Raw genomic sequence first — 16041 nt, 5'->3', positions numbered from 1 at the left:
CTACCGACAGCCCACCAGGACATCGCCGGAAAGCAGGGCCGTGGCGTTGGCGGCGTCCACCGGTGGGGAATAGTAGTAACCCTGGGCCAGGGTGCAGCCGAGGGCGCGCAGCGTCGCGGCGTGGGTATGGCTTTCGACGCCCTCGGCCACGGCCTCCAGACCCAGGTTGCGGGCCATGTGGATTACGGTCTGAACCAGGCGCTGGCTGTATTCGTCGTGGTCCAGCCCGGAGACGAAGCTGCGATCGATCTTGAGAATGTCCAGCGGTAGCCGGTGCAGGTAGCTGAGTGACGAGTAGCCGGTGCCGAAGTCGTCCATTGCCAGGCTGATGCCCAGGGCCTTGAGCTGGTGCAGGGTCTCGATCAGCTCGTCGAGATTGCCGAGCGTCGCGGTCTCGGTGATCTCCAGGCGCACCTGGGAGGCCGGCACCCCGGTGCCGGCAAGAATGGTCTGCACCTCGTCGACCAGTCCCGGGCGCGTGAGCTGCCGGGCGGAGAGGTTGGTGCTGATGGTCAGCGGCATCTCGGGGTGGTCGATCCCCCATTGCACCAGCTGACAGCAGGCCGTGTAGAGCACCTGCATATCGATCAGGTGGATTTGCCCGGTGTCCTCGGCGATGGGGATGAAGTCGTCCGGCGCGACCAGCGCGCCGTTGCGCTGCCAGCGCACCAGGCCCTCGAAGCCGGTGATGCAGTCCTCGCCGAGTGACACGATGGGCTGGAAGTGGACGATGAAGTCGCCGCGCTCCACCGCATGGCGCAGGTCGGTCTCGAGGGCCAGGCTTTGCAGCGCCTGGGTCTGCATGCCGGGGTCGCAGAATTCGCAGCGGGCCTTGCCCAGTGACTTCGCGCGGTACATCGCCATGTCTGCCTCGCGCATCAGGTCGTCCGGCGTGGCCGGGCGCGCGGGGTCGTCCGCCGCGTTGGTCTCGCGGGCGGGGCAGCTCTGGCCGTAAGGGCGGGTGGCAATGCCGATGCTGACGGTGACGTAGATATCCTGCCCGGCGATGGTGAACGGCTCGTGCAGCACGGCCTGCAGGCGTTCGGCCACGCGCAGGGCGTCCACCGGCTCGTGCAGGCCTTCCAGCAGGATGGTGAATTCGTCGCCGCCCAGGCGCGCGAGGGTGTCGTCCGGGCGGTTGGCCTCGTCCCCCTTGGGCCGCGAGACGGTGTCGTTCTGGCGCAGGGCGTTCAGCAGGCGCCGCCCGACCCGCACCAGCAGTTCGTCGCCGGCCGGGTGCCCGAGGCTGTCGTTGACGACCTTGAAACGGTCGATATCCACGAACAGCACGGCGAACAGGTTGAAGGGTTCGCGGGTGGCCCGGGCAATGGCATGGGCCAGGCGGTCGTGGAACAGGCGGCGGTTGGGGAGCCCGGTCAGCTGGTCATGGGAGGCGTTGTGGAGCAGGTGTTCTTCGTGGCGGTTGCGTTCGATCACGCGGCCCAGTTGCACGCCGATCTGCCACATCAGCCACAGCAAGTCGGGGTCGGTGGCGGTGGGTTCGGCGGCGAAGAACTCGAGGACGCAGGCGACCTCCTGGCCGACCATGACCGGGAACGCGAATCCGGACCGCAGGCCGCTGGCGGCGGCCTGCGGTGCCCGCGGGAAATTGTCGTCCGCGGCCAGGTCTTCGATCCATGCCGGTTCGCCGTGCGCCAGTACCCGGCCGGGTAGCCCGTGGCCACTGGCAAAGGGCATGTTGTCGGTGTTCTCGCGGAACTCGGTGAATGGCTCGGTGGCGGCGAGGTGCCAGATGCCGGTGGGGTTCAGCTCTCTGTAGTCGCTGTTTTCGTCGTGTCGGGTCAGATAGGCATGCCCCACCGGCCAGTCGAGGTACTGCCCGATGGCCGCGAGGGCCGAGCGCAGAACATGCGCGATGGAGTCCGACTGGTTGGCCGTCGAGGCAATGGTGTTGAGCAGCTCGATCTGTTTCTGCTTGGCGTAGACGTCCTGCAGCCGGGTCTCGGCCAGGGTCTCGGCGCGACGCCTTGCCTGGCGTTCCTGCTCGACCAGGCCTTGCAGACGGGCTTGTTCGCTAACCGCCGCGAAGTCGTTGGCGCGTCGATTCACGCGCACCCCCGGTGCTCGCTGTCACACGCGCGCTGTTTGGCATCATGCATGGGCCCCTCCCGGCCGTCCTTGTTTTACTGCATTCCCTGCCATGCGGTGACCGCGCAGCGTCTCATTCGAATGACGCCGGTACAGGCCGACTCATTCCGTGTGCATTGTATCGGGGCTGCGCGGCGGTGTGCGTATGGCTCGGCGTCGGGTTAGCCGTCGGGGTGGGTCACCCAGGGTTCGCCCATGGCCTCTTCCCAGTCGGCCTGGGTGGGGTGGTTGCGGTCGTAGCGTGTCCAGGCCTCGAAGATCTCGTCCGGCCAGTGCGACTGCAGCCAGGCGATGATCGCCTCGGCATCCGCCTCCGAGAGCGTGTCTTCGAAGCTGGGCATGGCGCCGCCACGCGCCTCGGCGCCAAAACGGATCATGTCCTTCAGTTGCCAGTACGGGTGGTGCCAGGTATGGGCGCTGCCATCCAGCGGCGGCGGGGGCAGGGTGCCGTCGGGGTTGCGCTGGCGCCAGTCCTCGGCGCCCTCGCGCTGCGCCCCGTGGCAGGCGACGCAGTGCTGCTGGTAGAGGCGCTCACCGCGCTGGAGGACCTCCGGATCGGTGGTACGCTCCAGGTGGTCGGGGGTCCCGGACGCGCCGCCGAACCCGTCGCAACCGGTCAGGCTGGCGGATGCGAGGATCAGCGCCGCGCTGCCGATCCAGGGGGTGAGCGATGGGTGTCGCCGCATCAGTCCTGAACGTCCGGCTCGCCCGCATTCCCGGCCGGTTCGTCGTCGCCGCGGAAGGCGTCACGCACCGAGCCCCAGGCCTTGCGCGAGCCGTCGCGCACGCCGCCCCAGGCGTCCTTTGCCCCGTCGCGAATACCGCCCCAGGCGCCGGAGGAGCGCTCGCGCATCTCGCTCGACCATTCGGCCAGGCGGTCACGTTCCTCGACCAGTCCGTCGTAGGCGCGTTCGCGGCGCTCGCGAGTCGCGTCGCTCAGGTCATCCCAGCCCTCGCGGAGGTTGTCGCCCAGGCGGCCGAGTTCGCGGTCCATCGCGTCCAGGGTCTCGCGGGTGCGCGAGCGGGTGGCCTCACCGGCCTCGGTGCTTTCTTCCTGGATCTCCTCGCGGGTCTCGGCCCAGGATTCGCGCAGTTCTTCCATCTCGCTGGCGGTGGTGTCGTCCTCTGCGGCGGGCGCATGCTCGTCGGAGTGGAGCGGGCTTGCGGCCAGCAACAGGGCGCAAAGGCTCGTCATCAGGATGTGGCGCAGCTTGAGCAGTTTCATGGTGTCTTCCTCCCGGTCCGCGCAGGGCGGCGGACTGATCTGGTCTTTCTGCCATGGTAGGACGTTTGGCGGTCCGGTATGTTCGAGCGCAGGGAAATTTTTGCGAGAGGAACCACGGGATGCGATGGGGATGGCGGGTTGCATGGGGGTGTCTGACGGTACTGCTGGCGGGCTGTGCCACGTCCGCTTCGGGCCCGGAGACGGGCACTGCGCCGGACGGCTGGGAGTCGGCGCCTACCGCCTTCGAGGCGCAGGCGGTGCCTTCGCAGGCGCCCACGGTGATGCCCGGTGCCGCGGTGATGGCGTGGCTGGCGGCCAGCCCCTGGCATTCTGGGCTGGCGGTTGACTACGCCGGGCTGGAGATCGACCAGCCGCGTCCGGAGCGCGCCGAGGTCCGCCTGACCGGGTTGCGCGACGATGCCGTCAGTGCCTACGAATTCCGCCTGGAGCTGGAAGAGGCCGAGGCGGGCTGGGTGGTGCAGTCAGTGGAGCGCCGTGCCATATGCCGCCGTGGCCTTGGCGACAGCGGCCTTTGCCGGTAAGGCTTCGTGGAGGATTCGCCCTTGACCAGGTCCTTCTCGATGCGCTCCGGAGGCTTTGTGGTGAATCCAGAGCAGCCTCTGCTTCAGCGGCGGCGGGCCAGGGTCAGGCCGTCGCCGATGGGGACCAGCGAGAGGTCGATGCGTTCGTCGTGATGCAGGGCGTCATTGAAGGCGCGGATCGCGCGGGTGTCGTCGCGCTGGTCGTCCGGGTCGGCGACGGTTCCGTGCCACAGGGTGTTGTCGGTCAGGATGAGGCCGCCGGGGCGTACCAGGCGCAGGCAGTGTTCGAAATAGTCGGGATAGCCGGTCTTGTCGGCATCGATGAAGGCCAGATCGAAGCGACCGGTCTCGCCGGCGGCCTCCAGCGCCTGCAGCGTGTTGCGCGCCTCGCCCAGCTCGAGCCGGATGCGTCCGGCGACCCCGGCGCGCTCCCAGTGACGCCGGGCCGTGGCGGTCCAATCCGCGCTCTTGTCCAGGGTGACGACCTCGCCGTCCTCTGGCAGGACGAGGGCGATGGCCAGCGCGCTGTAGCCGGTGAAGGTGCCGATCTCCAGATAGCGCTGTGCGCCCATGAGCTTCGCCAGCAGCGCCATGAACTGTCCCTGCTCCGGGGCGATCTGCATGTTCGCCTCGGGCAGGCTGGCCGTTTCGGCGCGCAGCTGCGCCAGCACGTCGGGCTCGCGCAGCGAGTGCTCCAGGAGGTAGTGGTACAGCGGTTCATCGAGTCCGATGGAACGATTGGACATTCACGCGCTCCGCGGGTGTGGGTGAGGGATCAGGCGGTCCAGCCACCGGCGCAGGACCGGTGTGGCCAGGACGATCAGGATGGCCAGGGCGCTCCACTCGAGCCAGGCGGGCAGCAACTCGCCGGCGGCGCCCATCTGGGTTGTGATGTCGACCCCGGTACGGGCCAGTCCGGCGTCCAGGGCGAGCCCCAGCGCGATGGTGGTGGCCGCGATTCCGGCCAGGTAGAGCACTAGCGCCGGGGTGCCGAGTTCGCGGCGGAATACGCCCAGCGTCGCCAGGCTGGTGATCGGCGCGGCCAGCAGGAACACCAGCACGGTGCCGGGCGAAACGCCGGCAGCGATCAGACCCACGGCGATGGGTGTGGCGGCGGTCGCGCAGAGGTACATCGGGATGCCGATGACGGCCATCACCAGCATCGCCGCCAGGCCCGAGCCCCAGGCGGCCAGAGTGGCCGGCGGGACCAGGGCGAGCAGGGCGCCGGCGACCAGCAGGCCGATCACCAGCCACAGGCGGATATCGTCGAGGACGTCGTGGAAGGCGTAGTGCAGTCCGCTGCGGAGCCGTGCGGAGAGGCGTTTTGGGGCTTCGGGCGTGGCGCAGTCCGTGTCGTTCGCGCAACATCCGCCGCAGGTGTCGGGTTCGGCCCCGGTCGCCTCCGGGTGGTCCGTCGCGGCGCGCGTGCGCCCCACCAGTAAACCTGTCGTGATGGCCGTGACGATGGCGCCAAGGGCGCGGGCCACGGCCATTACGGGGCCCAGCAGGGCGTAGCTGATGGCCAGCGAGTCCACGCCGACACCCGGCGTTCCGATCAGGAAGGCGGTGGTGGGCCCGCGTCCGGCACCGCCGCGATGCAGGGCCAGGGCGGTGGGGATGGCCCCGCAGGAACAAAGCGGCAACGGGGCCCCGACGACGGCGGCGCGCGCCGTGGCCGCCAGGCCGGCGCCGCCGAGCCAGCGTTGCAGGGCGGCCTCCGGGATCAGGGCCTTGACCGCGCCGGCGGCCAGCAGACCCAGCAACAACCAGGGCGCCGCGGTGAGCGCGACGCTTAGTGTTTCGTTGAGGATGTCGGCGATCATGCCTCGATCTTCCGTTGCGCACGGGGCGCCTGCAAGAAGCCCGCCCGGGGTGGCGGATCAGCGGGGGCGTTGCTGTCAGCCGCGCTGGCGCGAGATGCGCAGGACGTCGGACAGCCGCCGCAGGCCGCGCATGATCTGGGCCAGGTGCTGGCGGTCACGTACGGTCAGCAGGAAGGTCATCGCGGTGGAGTGGCCGTCCTGCTCGTTGAACGAGATGTGCTCGATGTTGGAGCCGTGATCCGCGATGACCGCGGCCATGTCGGCCAGCGCCCCGCGGCGGTTGGCGGTGCGGGTGCGTACGGCGGCGGTGAATTGCAGCTGGGGCTCATGCGACCACTCCAGCGCGATGGTGCGGTCGGACCGGTCGCGGCTCTCGTGCAGGACGTTGCGGCAGTTCTCGCGGTGAACCACCAGGCCGCGCCCGGCGCTCAACTGGCCAATGATCGGGTCGCCCGGGATCGGGTGGCAGCAACGGGCGTAATTCAGCACCAGCCCTTCGGTGCCGTTGACCGCGAGCGTGGTCGTAGTGGCGGGCTCTGTGGCGGTCGGGTCGGGGCTTTCCTTGCCGACCATCTGGCGGGCCACCAGCGAGGCCATGCGATTGCCCAGGCCGATATCGATCAACAGCGCGTCCAGGTCTTCCAGCTGCATTGCGTCCAGCATCTGGTCCAGGCGGGCCGGCGAGATGCGGGGCAGGCTGGTATCCATGGATTCCAGCGCCTTTTCCAGCATGCGCTCGCCGAGGGTGCGGGCCTCCTCGGACTGCATGGACTTGAGGCAGTGGCGGATGCCGGTGCGCGCCTTGCCGGTGACCACGAAGGACAGCCAGGCCGGGTTGGGGCGGGCGCCGGGCGAGGTGACGATCTCCACCGTCTGGCCGCTTTGCAGGCGTACTGACAACGGGGCGAGCTGGCGATCGATCTTGGCGGCCACGCAGCGGTTGCCGACGTCCGAGTGCACGGCGTAGGCGAAGTCGATCGGGGTGGCGTCGCGCGGGAGCACGAGGATGTCGCCCTCGGGGGTGAAGGTGTAGACCTCGTCGGGGAACAGGTCGACCTTGACGTTCTCCAGGAACTCGATGGAGTTGCCGACGCTGTTCTGGATCTCGAGGACATCCTTCAGCCATTCGCGTGCCCGGCTCTGGGCCGTGCGGCTGGATTCGCTGCCGGCCTTGTACTGCCAGTGTGCGGCGATCCCGCTCTCGGCCACGCGATCCATCTCGGTGGAACGGACTTGCACCTCGATCGGGGCGCCCTGCGGGCCGAACAGGATGGTGTGCAGCGACTGGTAGCCGTTGGACTTGGGGATCGCGATGTAGTCCTTGAAACGCCCCGGAACCGGCTTGTAGAGGTTGTGCACCACGCCCAGCGAACGGTAGCAGGTGTCCACGTCGTCGACGATGATGCGGATGGCAAAGACGTCGAACACGTCTTCGAACGAGTGGTGCTTGTCGCGCATCTTGCGGTAGATGCTGTACAGGCTCTTCTCGCGCCCGGAGATGCGCCCGATGATCCCGGAAGCCTCCATGCGCGAGCAGATCGCCTGTTCGATGTTCTTCATTGGCTCGCGGCGGTTGCCGCCGGCCCGGTGTACTGCGCGTTCCAGTACCGCGGCGCGCCAGGGGTGCTTGGCCGAGAAACCGAGTTCCTCCAGCTCGCGGCGCATGGCATTCATGCCCAGGCGCTGTGCGATCGGGGCATAGATCTCGAGGGTTTCCTTGGCGATGCGGCGGCGCTTGTCCGGGCGCATCACACCGAGGGTGCGCATGTTGTGCAGGCGGTCGGCCAGCTTGATCAGAATCACCCGGATGTCGCGGGTGATCGCCAGCATCATCTTGCGGAAGTTTTCCGCCTGCGCCTCGGCCTTGGACTGGAACTGCAGGTGGGTCAGTTTGGACACGCCGTCCACCAGCTCTGCGACCTCCTCGCCGAACTCGGCGCGGATACGGTCCTTGCTGGTGGCGGTGTCCTCCATCACGTCATGCAGGATGGCGGCGCTGATCGCCTGGTGGTCCATCCGCATCTCGGCCATGGTGCGAGCCACGGCGAGCGGGTGATAGATGTAGGGCTCCCCGGTCTTGCGGGTCTGGCCCTCGTGCGATTCCGCGCCCAGGAGATAGGCGCGATAGACCTCCTCGACCTCTTCCGGCTCGAGGTAGGACTCGAGCTCGGAACATAAATCGCTGATCAGGAATCGGGTCGAGTCGCCCGGTACCGAGGAGGGGGCCCCGGGCGAAGCTGGCTGCCCAGCGGCCATTCAGAAAATCTCCTAGCGCTCGTCGGCTTCCAGCTGTTCCAGATGACGGATGGTGCTGAAGTCCAGCATCTGGTTCTGGGGCCGTTCGTCGTGTTCGTCGAACACCTCGATACCCACCACGCCGGCGGCGATTTCGCGCAGGGCGATCACCGTGGGCTTGTCGTTGTCCTCGGGTACGCGGGCTTCCTTCCCGTGGGCAATGTGGCGGGCCCGGCGGGCAGCCATCAGCACCAGCTGGAAACGGTTTTCGACATTTTCGAGGCAGTCCTCGACGGTGACGCGTGCCATCGGATACTCCGGTCAGTAAATTCTTGAAACTTGCATGTTACGCCGACCCATGCGCGCCCGCCAACAGATTCCCGATCGTGGATGCGGATCGGATCTCCTGTTCCACGGTGCGCAGGCGGTTGGCGCGGAAGATACAGGCCAGATCGTGCACGGCCTGGTCGAAGTCGGCATTGACCACGGTGTAGTCGTACTCGCGGAAATGCGTGCAGTCGGATTCGGCATCCCGCAGACGGCGCTGGATCACGTCTTCCTCGTCCTGCCCGCGGCCGCGCAGGCGGCGTTCCAGCTCGTCGCGCGAGGGCGGCAGGATGAAGATGGAATGCGCATCCGGCACGGCGGCGCGCACCTGGCGCGCACCTTGCCAGTCGATCTCCAGGATCACGTCCACCCCGGCGTCCAGGCGCTCGTCGACACTGGCGAGCGCGGTGCCGTAGAAGTTGTCGAACACCTTGGCGTGTTCCAGCAGCTGGCCGTCCTCGATCATCCCGAGGAAGGTCTCGGCGCTGACGAAGTGGTAGTGCTGTCCGTCGACCTCGCTGGCGCGCGGCGTCCGTGTGGTATGCGAAACCGAGACCTCCACCGCCGTCACCGATTCAAGCAGGGCGGCGACCAGGCTGGTCTTGCCGGCACCCGAGGGCGCGGAAACGATATAGAGGGTGCCGCGAACGGCCGGGGTATTGGCGGTCATGGACGTGTCCGCAGGGCCTGAACGTGATCGGGATCTGGCCGCTTCCGGATGGGCCGCTTGAATCGGGCCACAGGCCGGAAGACCAGGGTCAAGAAGAAGGTTGGTCGGAGTGAAAGGATTCGAACCTTCGACCCCTGCCTCCCGAAGGCAGTGCTCTACCAAGCTGAGCTACACTCCGAACCGAGCCCGCTATTATGCCGAGCCTCCCGGGGCGTGTCCATGCCCCGGGCGCTGAAAATCCTATCGGTAACGGTCGACCCGCCATGCGGCGTGGGTCGCGCCGCGTCAGTGGTTGCGCCCGACGGCGAAACGGGCGAGATCGATCAGGGCCTGACGCTGGGGCGAATCGGGCAACGTGGAGATTGCCTCGATCGCGGCGTTGGTTTCGGCCTCGGCGCGAGAGCGGGTGTAGGCCAGTCCGTCGGTTCCGTGCACGGCCTGCAGCACGGCGACGACCTGATCGCGGCCGCCTTCTTCGATCGCCCGGCGCACGACGGCCTGCTGATCGGGGGAGCCCACGCGCAGCGCATGGATCAGCGGCAGCGTGGGCTTGCCCTCGGCGAGGTCGTCGCCCATGCGCTTGCCGGTCACCTCGTCATCGGAGGAGTAGTCCAGGACGTCGTCGATCAGCTGGAAGGCGGTGCCCAGGTGCATGCCGTAGCGGGCCAGCGCCTGCTCGTCGTGTTCCGGGCGTTCGCCCAGGATGGCGCCCAGCTGGCAGGCGGCCTCGAACAGCTTGGCGGTCTTCGACTGGATCACGTGCATGTAGCGCTGCTCGTCGACGTCGGCGTCGTGGCAGTTCATCAGCTGCATTACCTCGCCCTCGGCGATCACGTTGGTCGCGTGGGAGAGGATCTCCATGACCCGCATGGAGCCGACCTCGACCATCATCTCGAACGCGCGCGAGTAGAGGAAGTCGCCGACCAGGACGGCGGCCTCGTTGCCGAAGATGTGGTTGGCGGTCTCGTTGCCGCGGCGCAGCTCCGAGGCATCCACGACGTCGTCGTGCAGCAGGGTCGCGGTATGGATGAACTCCACCACCGCCGCCAGGGTCACCGGATCCTGGCCCTGCACATGGCAGGCCCGCGCTGACAGGGTGGCCAGCAGCGGTCGCAGGCGCTTGCCGCCCGAATGGATGATGTAGTGTCCGAGCTGGTTGATCAGCACCACCGGCGAGCTGAGGCGCTCGCGGATGCACTGGTCGACGGCCTGCATGTCGTCGGCCGCCAGTTCTCGGATTGCTTCAATGGGCATGGGGGTAGGCAAGCCGGGTCGTGAGGGGCGAAGGCATGCTAGGGAAACGCTGCCTAATGTACAAGTCCGGGCGCGCGCCGGAGCGGTTTGCGGGCCGGATGGGTCAAGGGCCGTTGTCGCGCGCCCCGGATCGAAAAACGGAGTGTTCGCGTGTGCCCGTCCATGAGCGTTCCCGCGGCCTGGCCGCTTCCCGGCATTGACCCGAGCGAGAAGCGCTGCTAGCATTTCCGCCCTTTCGCGAGACCAGCTCCCAGTCAGCTGGTCCACACAAGGTATCGCAACGGAGTCCCAGGGAAATGTACGCGATCATCGCAACAGGTGGTAAACAGTACCGCGTCGCCGAAGGCGACGTGATTCGCATCGAGAAGCTCGAGGCCGAGGCCGGTTCCGAGGTCGAGTTCGACCAGGTGCTGATGGTCGGTGCGGGTGACGATGTCCGCGTCGGGGCCCCGCTGGTGGACGGTGGCAAGGTCACCGCCAAGGTCGAAGACCATGGCCGCGCCAAGAAGATCCACATCATGAAATTCCGGCGGCGCAAGCACTCCCAGAAGCAGATGGGACACCGCCAGCATTACACCACCGTGCGCATCACCGGCATCGCCGGTTGATCGCCGCAGGCATTCAGGAGAGCTGAACCATGGCACATAAAAAGGCAGGCGGCAGTACCCGCAACGGGCGCGATTCCGAGAGCAAACGCCTGGGCGTGAAGCGCTTTGGCGGTCAGGTCGTGCGCGCCGGCAACATCCTCGTTCGTCAGCGCGGGACGCAGTATCATCCCGGCGAGGGCGTGGGTTGTGGCAAGGACCATACGCTGTTCGCCAAGGTTGACGGCCAGGTCGTCTTCAAGGTGGGTGGCCCGCACAACCGTCGTTTCGTGAGCATCCAGCCGCAGCAGTAAGCCGGCCGGACAGCGAAGCGTTCGCGAAAAGCCCCGTTCGACGGGGCTTTTTTTGTTCTGTACTTCGGGAAGCAAGCAATGAAGTTCATCGACGAGGCCACCATTACCGTAAAGGCCGGCGACGGCGGGAATGGCTGTGTCAGCTTCCGCCGCGAGAAATACATCCCCTTTGGCGGGCCCGACGGGGGTGACGGCGGAGATGGCGGCTCCGTATGGCTGGTGGGCGACGAAGGCCTTAACACCCTGGCTGATTTTCGCTACCAGCGCCGGTTTGATGCCGAGCGTGGCGAGAACGGCAAGGGGCGCAATCGTACGGGGTCTTCCGGCGAGGATCTGGAGATCGCAGTGCCGATCGGCACTCAGGTGCGCGATGCCGAGACCGACGAGATCCTGGGTGATGTGACCCACGAGGGTCAGCGTCTGCTGGTCGCTCAGGGTGGTTTCCACGGGCTCGGCAATACCCGGTACAAGTCCTCCACCAACCAGGCGCCCCGTCAGAGCAAGCCGGGCACCCCGGGCGACCTGCGCAAGCTGTCGCTGGAGCTGATGGTGCTGGCCGACGTCGGTTTGCTGGGCCTGCCGAATGCCGGCAAGTCCACGCTGCTGGCGCGGGCCTCGGCCGCGCGCCCGAAGATCGCCGACTACCCGTTCACCACCCTGATCCCGCAACTGGGCGTGGTGCGCATCGGGGTCAACCAGAGCTTCGTGATCGCCGACATCCCCGGGCTGATCGAGGGCGCGGCCGAGGGCGCGGGTCTGGGTACGCGTTTCCTCAAGCATCTGGCCCGCACCCGCTTGCTGCTGCACGTGGTGGACGTGTCCCCGCCGGACCCGGAGGCCGATCCGCTGGTGGACCTGCGCACCGCGATCACCGAACTGGAGCACCACAGCGACAAGCTGGCGGCCCTTCCGCGCTGGATCGTGCTGAACAAGAAGGAGCTGCTGGATGCCGACGAACTCGCGGCGCTGGTCGAGCGCGTGCGTGCGGACCAGGGCGAGGCGCATCCGGTGTTTACCATCTCCGCGGTGACCGGCGAGGGCGTGGACGCCCTGCTGCAGGCGGTGATGCGCCATGTCGAGGAGGCCGCGCAGGCGGCGGCCGAGGCCGATCGGCGGGGTGCGACAGGGACGCCGGAGGACAAGCCGGAGGACCCCGCGTGACAGCGTCTGCCACACGGGCGCTCCCCGCCATTCGCCGGGTCGTCGTCAAGATTGGCAGCGCGCTGATCACCGCCGATGGCGCCGGGCTCGACCGCCCGGCGCTGGAGTCCTGGGCGCACCAGATCGCGGCGCTGCGCCGGCGCGGGCTGGAGGTGATCCTGGTCTCCAGTGGCGCAGTGGCCGAAGGCATGCGCCGACTGGGCATGACCGAGCGCCCGCACCAGTTGCATCACGTGCAGGCCGCCGCCGCGGTCGGGCAGATGGGCCTGGTTCAGGCCTACGAGCGCGAGTTCGCCAGCCACGATCTGCATGCGGCGCAGGTCCTGCTGACCCACGATGACCTGGCCGACCGCTCGCGCTACCTGAATGCCCGCAGCACCATGCTGGCCCTGCTCGAGATGGGGACGATCCCGGTGGTCAACGAGAACGACACCGTGGCCTACGAAGAGATCCGGCTCGGCGACAACGACACCCTGGCCGCGCTGGTGGCCAACCTGGTGGTGGCCGACCTGCTGCTGATCCTGACCGACCAGGATGGCCTGTTCGACCGCGATCCGCGCAAGCATGCGGATGCCCGCTTGATCCAGGAGGGCCGGGCTTCGGATGCCGGGCTTCACCGCTATGTGGCAGCCGATTTCGGTCGCCTGGGGCGGGGTGGCATGGCAACCAAGCTGCTGGCTGCCGAACGCGCGGCCCGTTCCGGCACGCATACCGTGATTGCCTCCGGACGCGAAGCGCAGGTGATGGGGCGGGTACTGAAGGGCGAAGCACTGGGCACCTGGCTAAAGCCGGACCGCGAACCGCTGGCGGCGCGCAAGCGCTGGCTGGCGGACCAGCTGCACTCGCGCGGGCAGTTGCAGCTGGACGCCGGGGCCGCACGCGTGCTGCGCGAATCGGGCAGCAGCCTGCTACCGGTAGGTGTGGTCAGCGTCGAGGGGGATTTTCGCCGCGGCGAGGTCGTGACCTGCGTGGATCCGGACGGGACCGCCGTGGCACGGGGGCTTACGAACTACGCGGCCAGCGAGATTCAGCGTATCCGCGGCCAGCGTGCCGATCGCATCGAGGCCGAGCTCGGCTACCTGCTCGAGCCGGAGCTGATCCATCGGGACAATCTCGTCCTGCTCTCCTGACCGCCACCGGATGCTGCTGTCCTGCGTGGGTCTGTGGAACCACAGCTGTGGGAGCGTGCAAGCACGCTCCTACGGGATTTGGGGTGTGCTGACCAGGTATCCGGGTTCCCGGCGGTGGGGGCGGGCACGTTGGTGGGGGTGTGCGTGACGGAGGCCATCCCGGCTCTCCGCCGCGCTGCGGCCGGGATGGCCTTGCAGGTGCTGACCCCAGGCTACCCACTTCCTTCTTACCCCTTCGCGCGATTCCCGTCTTCCTGTTACACGCGATTGTCTGTGTGCCGTCGGTGGTTAAAGGCCGGGAGACCGCGGCTCAGTTGTCGCCGTGTGTGGCGGTGACTTCCAGGTCCAGGCGCCCGCGCGCCAGACGTGCATGCACGCATTCGCCGCTGGCGGTCTGATCCGCGGCGCGCAGGACTTCGCCCTCTGTGGTCTGCAGGATCGCGTAGCCGCGTTCCAGCACTGCCTCCGGGCCCAGTGAACGCAGCTGGCGCGCGGTGGCGTCAAGCTGCCGCTGGCGGGCGACGAGGGCCTGGTGGGTGGCCGTTTGCAGTTGGCGTTGCAGGCGGGCGAGGGCCTCGCGCCGCTGCAGGATGTCGTGGTCCGGGCGTACCCGCACCAGGCGCTGGCGCAGGTGATCCAGGCGCATGCGGGCGGATGCCAGGCGGGTGCCGGGCGAGGCGCCGGCCAGACGCAACCGGGCGTGTTGCAACCGCACCCGGGCGCGTTCCTCGAGGCGCGACCAGGCGCGCTGCAGGCGTTCGCGCTGGTCGTCCAGGCGTTGGGCATCGCGTTCCAGCATTTGCCGCGGGTGGCGGCGTTCCAGGCGCGTATGCAGGGCGGTCAGGGTCTGCTGGTGGCGCGCCACGCGCTGGCCTAGTAGCCCGCTCAGGCGTTCGCGGGCCCGCGCTAGCTGGTGGCGCAGGGTCGCGGCATCCGGGCTGACAGCCTCCGCCGCGGCGGTGGGCGTGGAGGCGCGCAGATCGGCGACGAAATCGGCGATGGTGGTGTCGGTCTCGTGCCCCACGCCGCTGACCACCGGGATCGGGCAGGCGGCGATGGCGCGCGCGACGCTCTCCTCGTTAAAGGCCTGTAGATCTTCCAGGGAGCCGCCGCCGCGGGCGAGGATGAGTACGTCGACCCGGCCCTCGGCCGCAGCCTGTTCCAGGGCTGCGACAATCTGGCCGGCGGCCTGGGCACCCTGCACCGCGGTGGGGTAAAGCGTGACCGGTAGCAACAGCGGGAAGCGCCGCGCCAGGGTGCGTTCGATGTCGTGGCGCACATCGCCCTGGGTGGAGGTGATCACGCCCAGGCGGTGGGTCCAGGCGGGCAGTGGCTGCTTGCGCTCGGCGTCGAACAGGCCCTCGGCGGCGAGCTTTTCCTTCAGGCGCTGGAAGGCGGCCAGCAGGCGGCCCTCGCCGGCCGGTTGCAGGGCCTCGACGATCAGCTGGAACTGCCCGCGGGCGCCGTAGATTCCGGCTCGCCCCTGGATCTGTACGGCGTCGCCGTCGGCAAAGCGGGCGGCCTGGCGGGAGCGCCCGCGGAACAGCACGCAGCTCACCGAGGCGTTCTCGTCCTTCAGCGAAAAGTACTGGTGCCCGGACGCGTATTGACGCAGGTTCGATACCTCGCCCTCCACGCGCACGAGGCCAAGCCCGTCACGCAGCAGGCCGTCGGCACACTGGTTGAGTTCGGTTACGGAAAAGACGGGGGCGTCGCTCATGGGGGGCTCGATGGTTACAGACGGGTGAAGACGCGCTGGAAGACATCGGTGCCGCGCCCGACGGGGTCGACCCGCAGGCGGGCCTCTTCTTCCGCGAGGGCGTGGAACAGGCCGTCCATGGTGTGGTCCAGCACATGCTCGGCCAGGTCCAGGCGGACGTTTGCCAGAAACGGGATGTCGCGCATCCGCGACTCCAGCTCGCGGTGGGTCGTCATGGCCTCCACGGCGTCCAGGCTGTGCTCGATCGCGGGACGCATGGCCTCAGTCAGGCGCGGCCGCATCTGTGTTTCCAGATGGCGGGTGGCGGCGTCCTCGGGCCCCAGCAGGATGCCGCGGGCATCGTCGAGATCGAGCGCGAAGATCGCCCGGATGAAGGGTTCCCGGGCCTGCCATACCGCATCCTCGGCCGCGCGGTTCATGCGCTCCTCCAGGGTGTCCAGCGGCGCGGCCATGCCGAGTCGGCCCAGCGATCGCCGTGTGGTGGCGAGCACCTCGGGCAGGGGGATGCGCACGTCCGGGTTGCCGTAGAAGCCGTTGCGCCGGCTGAGGGTCTCGGAGGCGGCGTGGGTCGCGATGACCAGGGCCTCGTGCACCGCCTCGATCAGCTCGGCGGTCGACAACCCGGCGAATTCCGGTGGCCGGGCGATCAGCGAGCGGAACATGTCCTGACCGAAGCGCCACCAGTCGGCGCGAGCGCTGGACGCAGTGGCCAGGCCGAGGCCGGGGGCCAGCAACAGGGCCAGCGCGGTGCGTCGGGTGATGCGGGCCGTAGGCGCGCGCTCGGGCATGGGTCTCGCCTGGCAGGGGGCTCGGGATGGATTCGCATCCTATCAGGGTGCTGTCCGGGCGTCTGCGCACGGCCCTTGCATGTGTGTCTGTGCTTGTCCCGGAAGGGCCCGAATTCTATACTGAACGGCTATTTATCCGCCCCCGGGATTTTCTCCCTT

Annotated in this window: 16 protein-coding genes and 1 tRNA gene; 5 read left to right on the top strand and 12 right to left on the bottom strand. The window is 68.2% G+C overall.

Features of this window, described 5'->3' with window-relative positions; translation table 11 throughout:
• The 3 genes from D579_RS0105470 to D579_RS0105460 form a co-directional block, all read right to left on the bottom strand.
• Complete coding sequence (locus tag D579_RS0105470; protein ID WP_018951333.1) at window positions 1-2076, bottom strand: bifunctional diguanylate cyclase/phosphodiesterase; 2076 nt, start codon at window positions 2074-2076, stop codon at window positions 1-3.
• A gap of 194 nt (window positions 2077-2270) precedes the next feature.
• Window positions 2271-2795, bottom strand: a complete 525-nt coding sequence (locus tag D579_RS0105465) for a cytochrome c (RefSeq protein ID WP_018951332.1) — start codon at window positions 2793-2795, stop codon at window positions 2271-2273.
• Window positions 2795-3334 (bottom strand): hypothetical protein, encoded by a 540-nt coding sequence (locus tag D579_RS0105460; RefSeq protein ID WP_018951331.1) that lies wholly within the window; start codon window positions 3332-3334, stop codon window positions 2795-2797. The genes D579_RS0105465 and D579_RS0105460 overlap by 1 nt, the downstream gene beginning before the upstream one ends.
• A gap of 281 nt (window positions 3335-3615) precedes the next feature.
• On the opposite strand from D579_RS0105460, the gene D579_RS0105455 reads away from it, so the two are divergent.
• On the top strand, window positions 3616-3876 hold the full coding sequence (locus tag D579_RS0105455) for a hypothetical protein (RefSeq protein WP_018951330.1): 261 nt from the start codon (window positions 3616-3618) through the stop codon (window positions 3874-3876).
• A gap of 83 nt (window positions 3877-3959) precedes the next feature.
• Here D579_RS0105455 and D579_RS0105450 read toward each other — a convergent pair whose 3' ends face one another.
• The 7 genes from D579_RS0105450 to ispB all read right to left on the bottom strand — a co-directional run bounded on the left by D579_RS0105450 (window position 3960) and on the right by ispB (window position 10185).
• On the bottom strand, window positions 3960-4622 hold the full coding sequence (locus D579_RS0105450; RefSeq protein WP_018951329.1) for an O-methyltransferase: 663 nt from the start codon (window positions 4620-4622) through the stop codon (window positions 3960-3962).
• A complete protein-coding gene (locus D579_RS0105445; RefSeq protein WP_018951328.1) occupies window positions 4623-5699 on the bottom strand; it encodes an SO_0444 family Cu/Zn efflux transporter in 1077 nt (358 codons plus the stop codon).
• A gap of 75 nt (window positions 5700-5774) precedes the next feature.
• On the bottom strand, window positions 5775-7955 hold the full coding sequence (spoT, locus tag D579_RS0105440) for a bifunctional GTP diphosphokinase/guanosine-3',5'-bis pyrophosphate 3'-pyrophosphohydrolase (protein ID WP_018146306.1): 2181 nt from the start codon (window positions 7953-7955) through the stop codon (window positions 5775-5777).
• 12 nt (window positions 7956-7967) lie between these two features.
• Window positions 7968-8243 carry a DNA-directed RNA polymerase subunit omega gene (rpoZ, locus tag D579_RS0105435; protein WP_018146305.1) on the bottom strand — a complete coding sequence of 92 codons (276 nt, stop codon included), beginning with the start codon at window positions 8241-8243 and terminating at the stop codon, window positions 7968-7970.
• A 37-nt stretch (window positions 8244-8280) separates the two neighbouring features.
• A complete protein-coding gene (gene gmk, locus D579_RS0105430) occupies window positions 8281-8931 on the bottom strand; it encodes a guanylate kinase (protein WP_018951327.1) in 651 nt (216 codons plus the stop codon).
• A gap of 101 nt (window positions 8932-9032) precedes the next feature.
• Window positions 9033-9109: transfer RNA gene (locus D579_RS0105425), tRNA-Pro, on the bottom strand.
• 107 nt (window positions 9110-9216) lie between these two features.
• Window positions 9217-10185: an octaprenyl diphosphate synthase gene (gene ispB, locus D579_RS0105420; RefSeq protein ID WP_018951326.1), complete on the bottom strand. Its 969-nt coding sequence runs from the start codon at window positions 10183-10185 to the stop codon at window positions 9217-9219.
• A gap of 296 nt (window positions 10186-10481) precedes the next feature.
• Between ispB and rplU the strand changes: the two genes are divergently transcribed.
• From rplU to proB, 4 genes are all read left to right on the top strand, one after another.
• Window positions 10482-10793, top strand: a complete 312-nt coding sequence (gene rplU, locus D579_RS0105415; RefSeq protein ID WP_018146302.1) for a 50S ribosomal protein L21 — start codon at window positions 10482-10484, stop codon at window positions 10791-10793.
• Between the two features lie 29 nt (window positions 10794-10822).
• Window positions 10823-11083 carry a 50S ribosomal protein L27 gene (gene rpmA, locus D579_RS0105410; RefSeq protein WP_017941884.1) on the top strand — a complete coding sequence of 87 codons (261 nt, stop codon included), beginning with the start codon at window positions 10823-10825 and terminating at the stop codon, window positions 11081-11083.
• Between the two features lie 78 nt (window positions 11084-11161).
• Window positions 11162-12244, top strand: coding sequence for an Obg family GTPase CgtA (gene cgtA, locus D579_RS0105405; protein ID WP_018650435.1), 1083 nt, complete (start codon window positions 11162-11164; stop codon window positions 12242-12244).
• Window positions 12241-13374 (top strand): glutamate 5-kinase, encoded by a 1134-nt coding sequence (gene proB, locus D579_RS0105400; protein WP_018176510.1) that lies wholly within the window; start codon window positions 12241-12243, stop codon window positions 13372-13374. Before cgtA ends, proB begins: the two co-directional genes overlap by 4 nt.
• A gap of 310 nt (window positions 13375-13684) precedes the next feature.
• Here the strand turns inward: proB and xseA are convergent, their stop codons facing one another.
• Together xseA and D579_RS0105390 are read right to left on the bottom strand one after the other, a co-directional pair.
• Window positions 13685-15094 carry an exodeoxyribonuclease VII large subunit gene (gene xseA / locus D579_RS0105395; RefSeq protein ID WP_018951325.1) on the bottom strand — a complete coding sequence of 470 codons (1410 nt, stop codon included), beginning with the start codon at window positions 15092-15094 and terminating at the stop codon, window positions 13685-13687.
• Window positions 15095-15108: 14 nt separating this feature from the next.
• Complete coding sequence (locus D579_RS0105390; protein ID WP_018951324.1) at window positions 15109-15882, bottom strand: DUF4197 domain-containing protein; 774 nt, start codon at window positions 15880-15882, stop codon at window positions 15109-15111.
• Between the last annotated feature and the right edge of the window lie 159 nt (window positions 15883-16041).

Origin of the sequence: Thioalkalivibrio sp. AKL12 (assembly GCF_000377925.1) — a bacterium.
Taxonomy (GTDB): Bacteria; Pseudomonadota; Gammaproteobacteria; order Ectothiorhodospirales; family Ectothiorhodospiraceae; genus Thioalkalivibrio; species Thioalkalivibrio versutus.
Note: the sequence above shows the minus strand (reverse complement) of the source record. Positions and strands in the feature narration are given on the sequence as shown.

Excerpts from the sequence above, each read along its gene's own strand:
- D579_RS0105465 (WP_018951332.1), bottom strand. The coding sequence starts at position 2,795 with ATGCGGCGACACCCATCGCTCACCCCCTGGATCGGCAGCGCGGCGCTG.
- D579_RS0105460 (WP_018951331.1), bottom strand. The coding sequence starts at position 3,334 with ATGAAACTGCTCAAGCTGCGCCACATCCTGATGACGAGCCTTTGCGCC.
- D579_RS0105455 (WP_018951330.1), top strand. The coding sequence starts at position 3,616 with ATGCCCGGTGCCGCGGTGATGGCGTGGCTGGCGGCCAGCCCCTGGCAT.
- D579_RS0105450 (WP_018951329.1), bottom strand. The coding sequence starts at position 4,622 with ATGTCCAATCGTTCCATCGGACTCGATGAACCGCTGTACCACTACCTC.
- D579_RS0105445 (WP_018951328.1), bottom strand. The coding sequence starts at position 5,699 with ATGATCGCCGACATCCTCAACGAAACACTAAGCGTCGCGCTCACCGCG.
- spoT (WP_018146306.1), bottom strand. The coding sequence starts at position 7,955 with ATGGCCGCTGGGCAGCCAGCTTCGCCCGGGGCCCCCTCCTCGGTACCG.
- rpoZ (WP_018146305.1), bottom strand. The coding sequence starts at position 8,243 with ATGGCACGCGTCACCGTCGAGGACTGCCTCGAAAATGTCGAAAACCGT.
- gmk (WP_018951327.1), bottom strand. The coding sequence starts at position 8,931 with ATGACCGCCAATACCCCGGCCGTTCGCGGCACCCTCTATATCGTTTCC.
- ispB (WP_018951326.1), bottom strand. The coding sequence starts at position 10,185 with ATGCCCATTGAAGCAATCCGAGAACTGGCGGCCGACGACATGCAGGCC.
- rplU (WP_018146302.1), top strand. The coding sequence starts at position 10,482 with ATGTACGCGATCATCGCAACAGGTGGTAAACAGTACCGCGTCGCCGAA.
- rpmA (WP_017941884.1), top strand. The coding sequence starts at position 10,823 with ATGGCACATAAAAAGGCAGGCGGCAGTACCCGCAACGGGCGCGATTCC.
- cgtA (WP_018650435.1), top strand. The coding sequence starts at position 11,162 with ATGAAGTTCATCGACGAGGCCACCATTACCGTAAAGGCCGGCGACGGC.
- xseA (WP_018951325.1), bottom strand. The coding sequence starts at position 15,094 with ATGAGCGACGCCCCCGTCTTTTCCGTAACCGAACTCAACCAGTGTGCC.
- D579_RS0105390 (WP_018951324.1), bottom strand. The coding sequence starts at position 15,882 with ATGCCCGAGCGCGCGCCTACGGCCCGCATCACCCGACGCACCGCGCTG.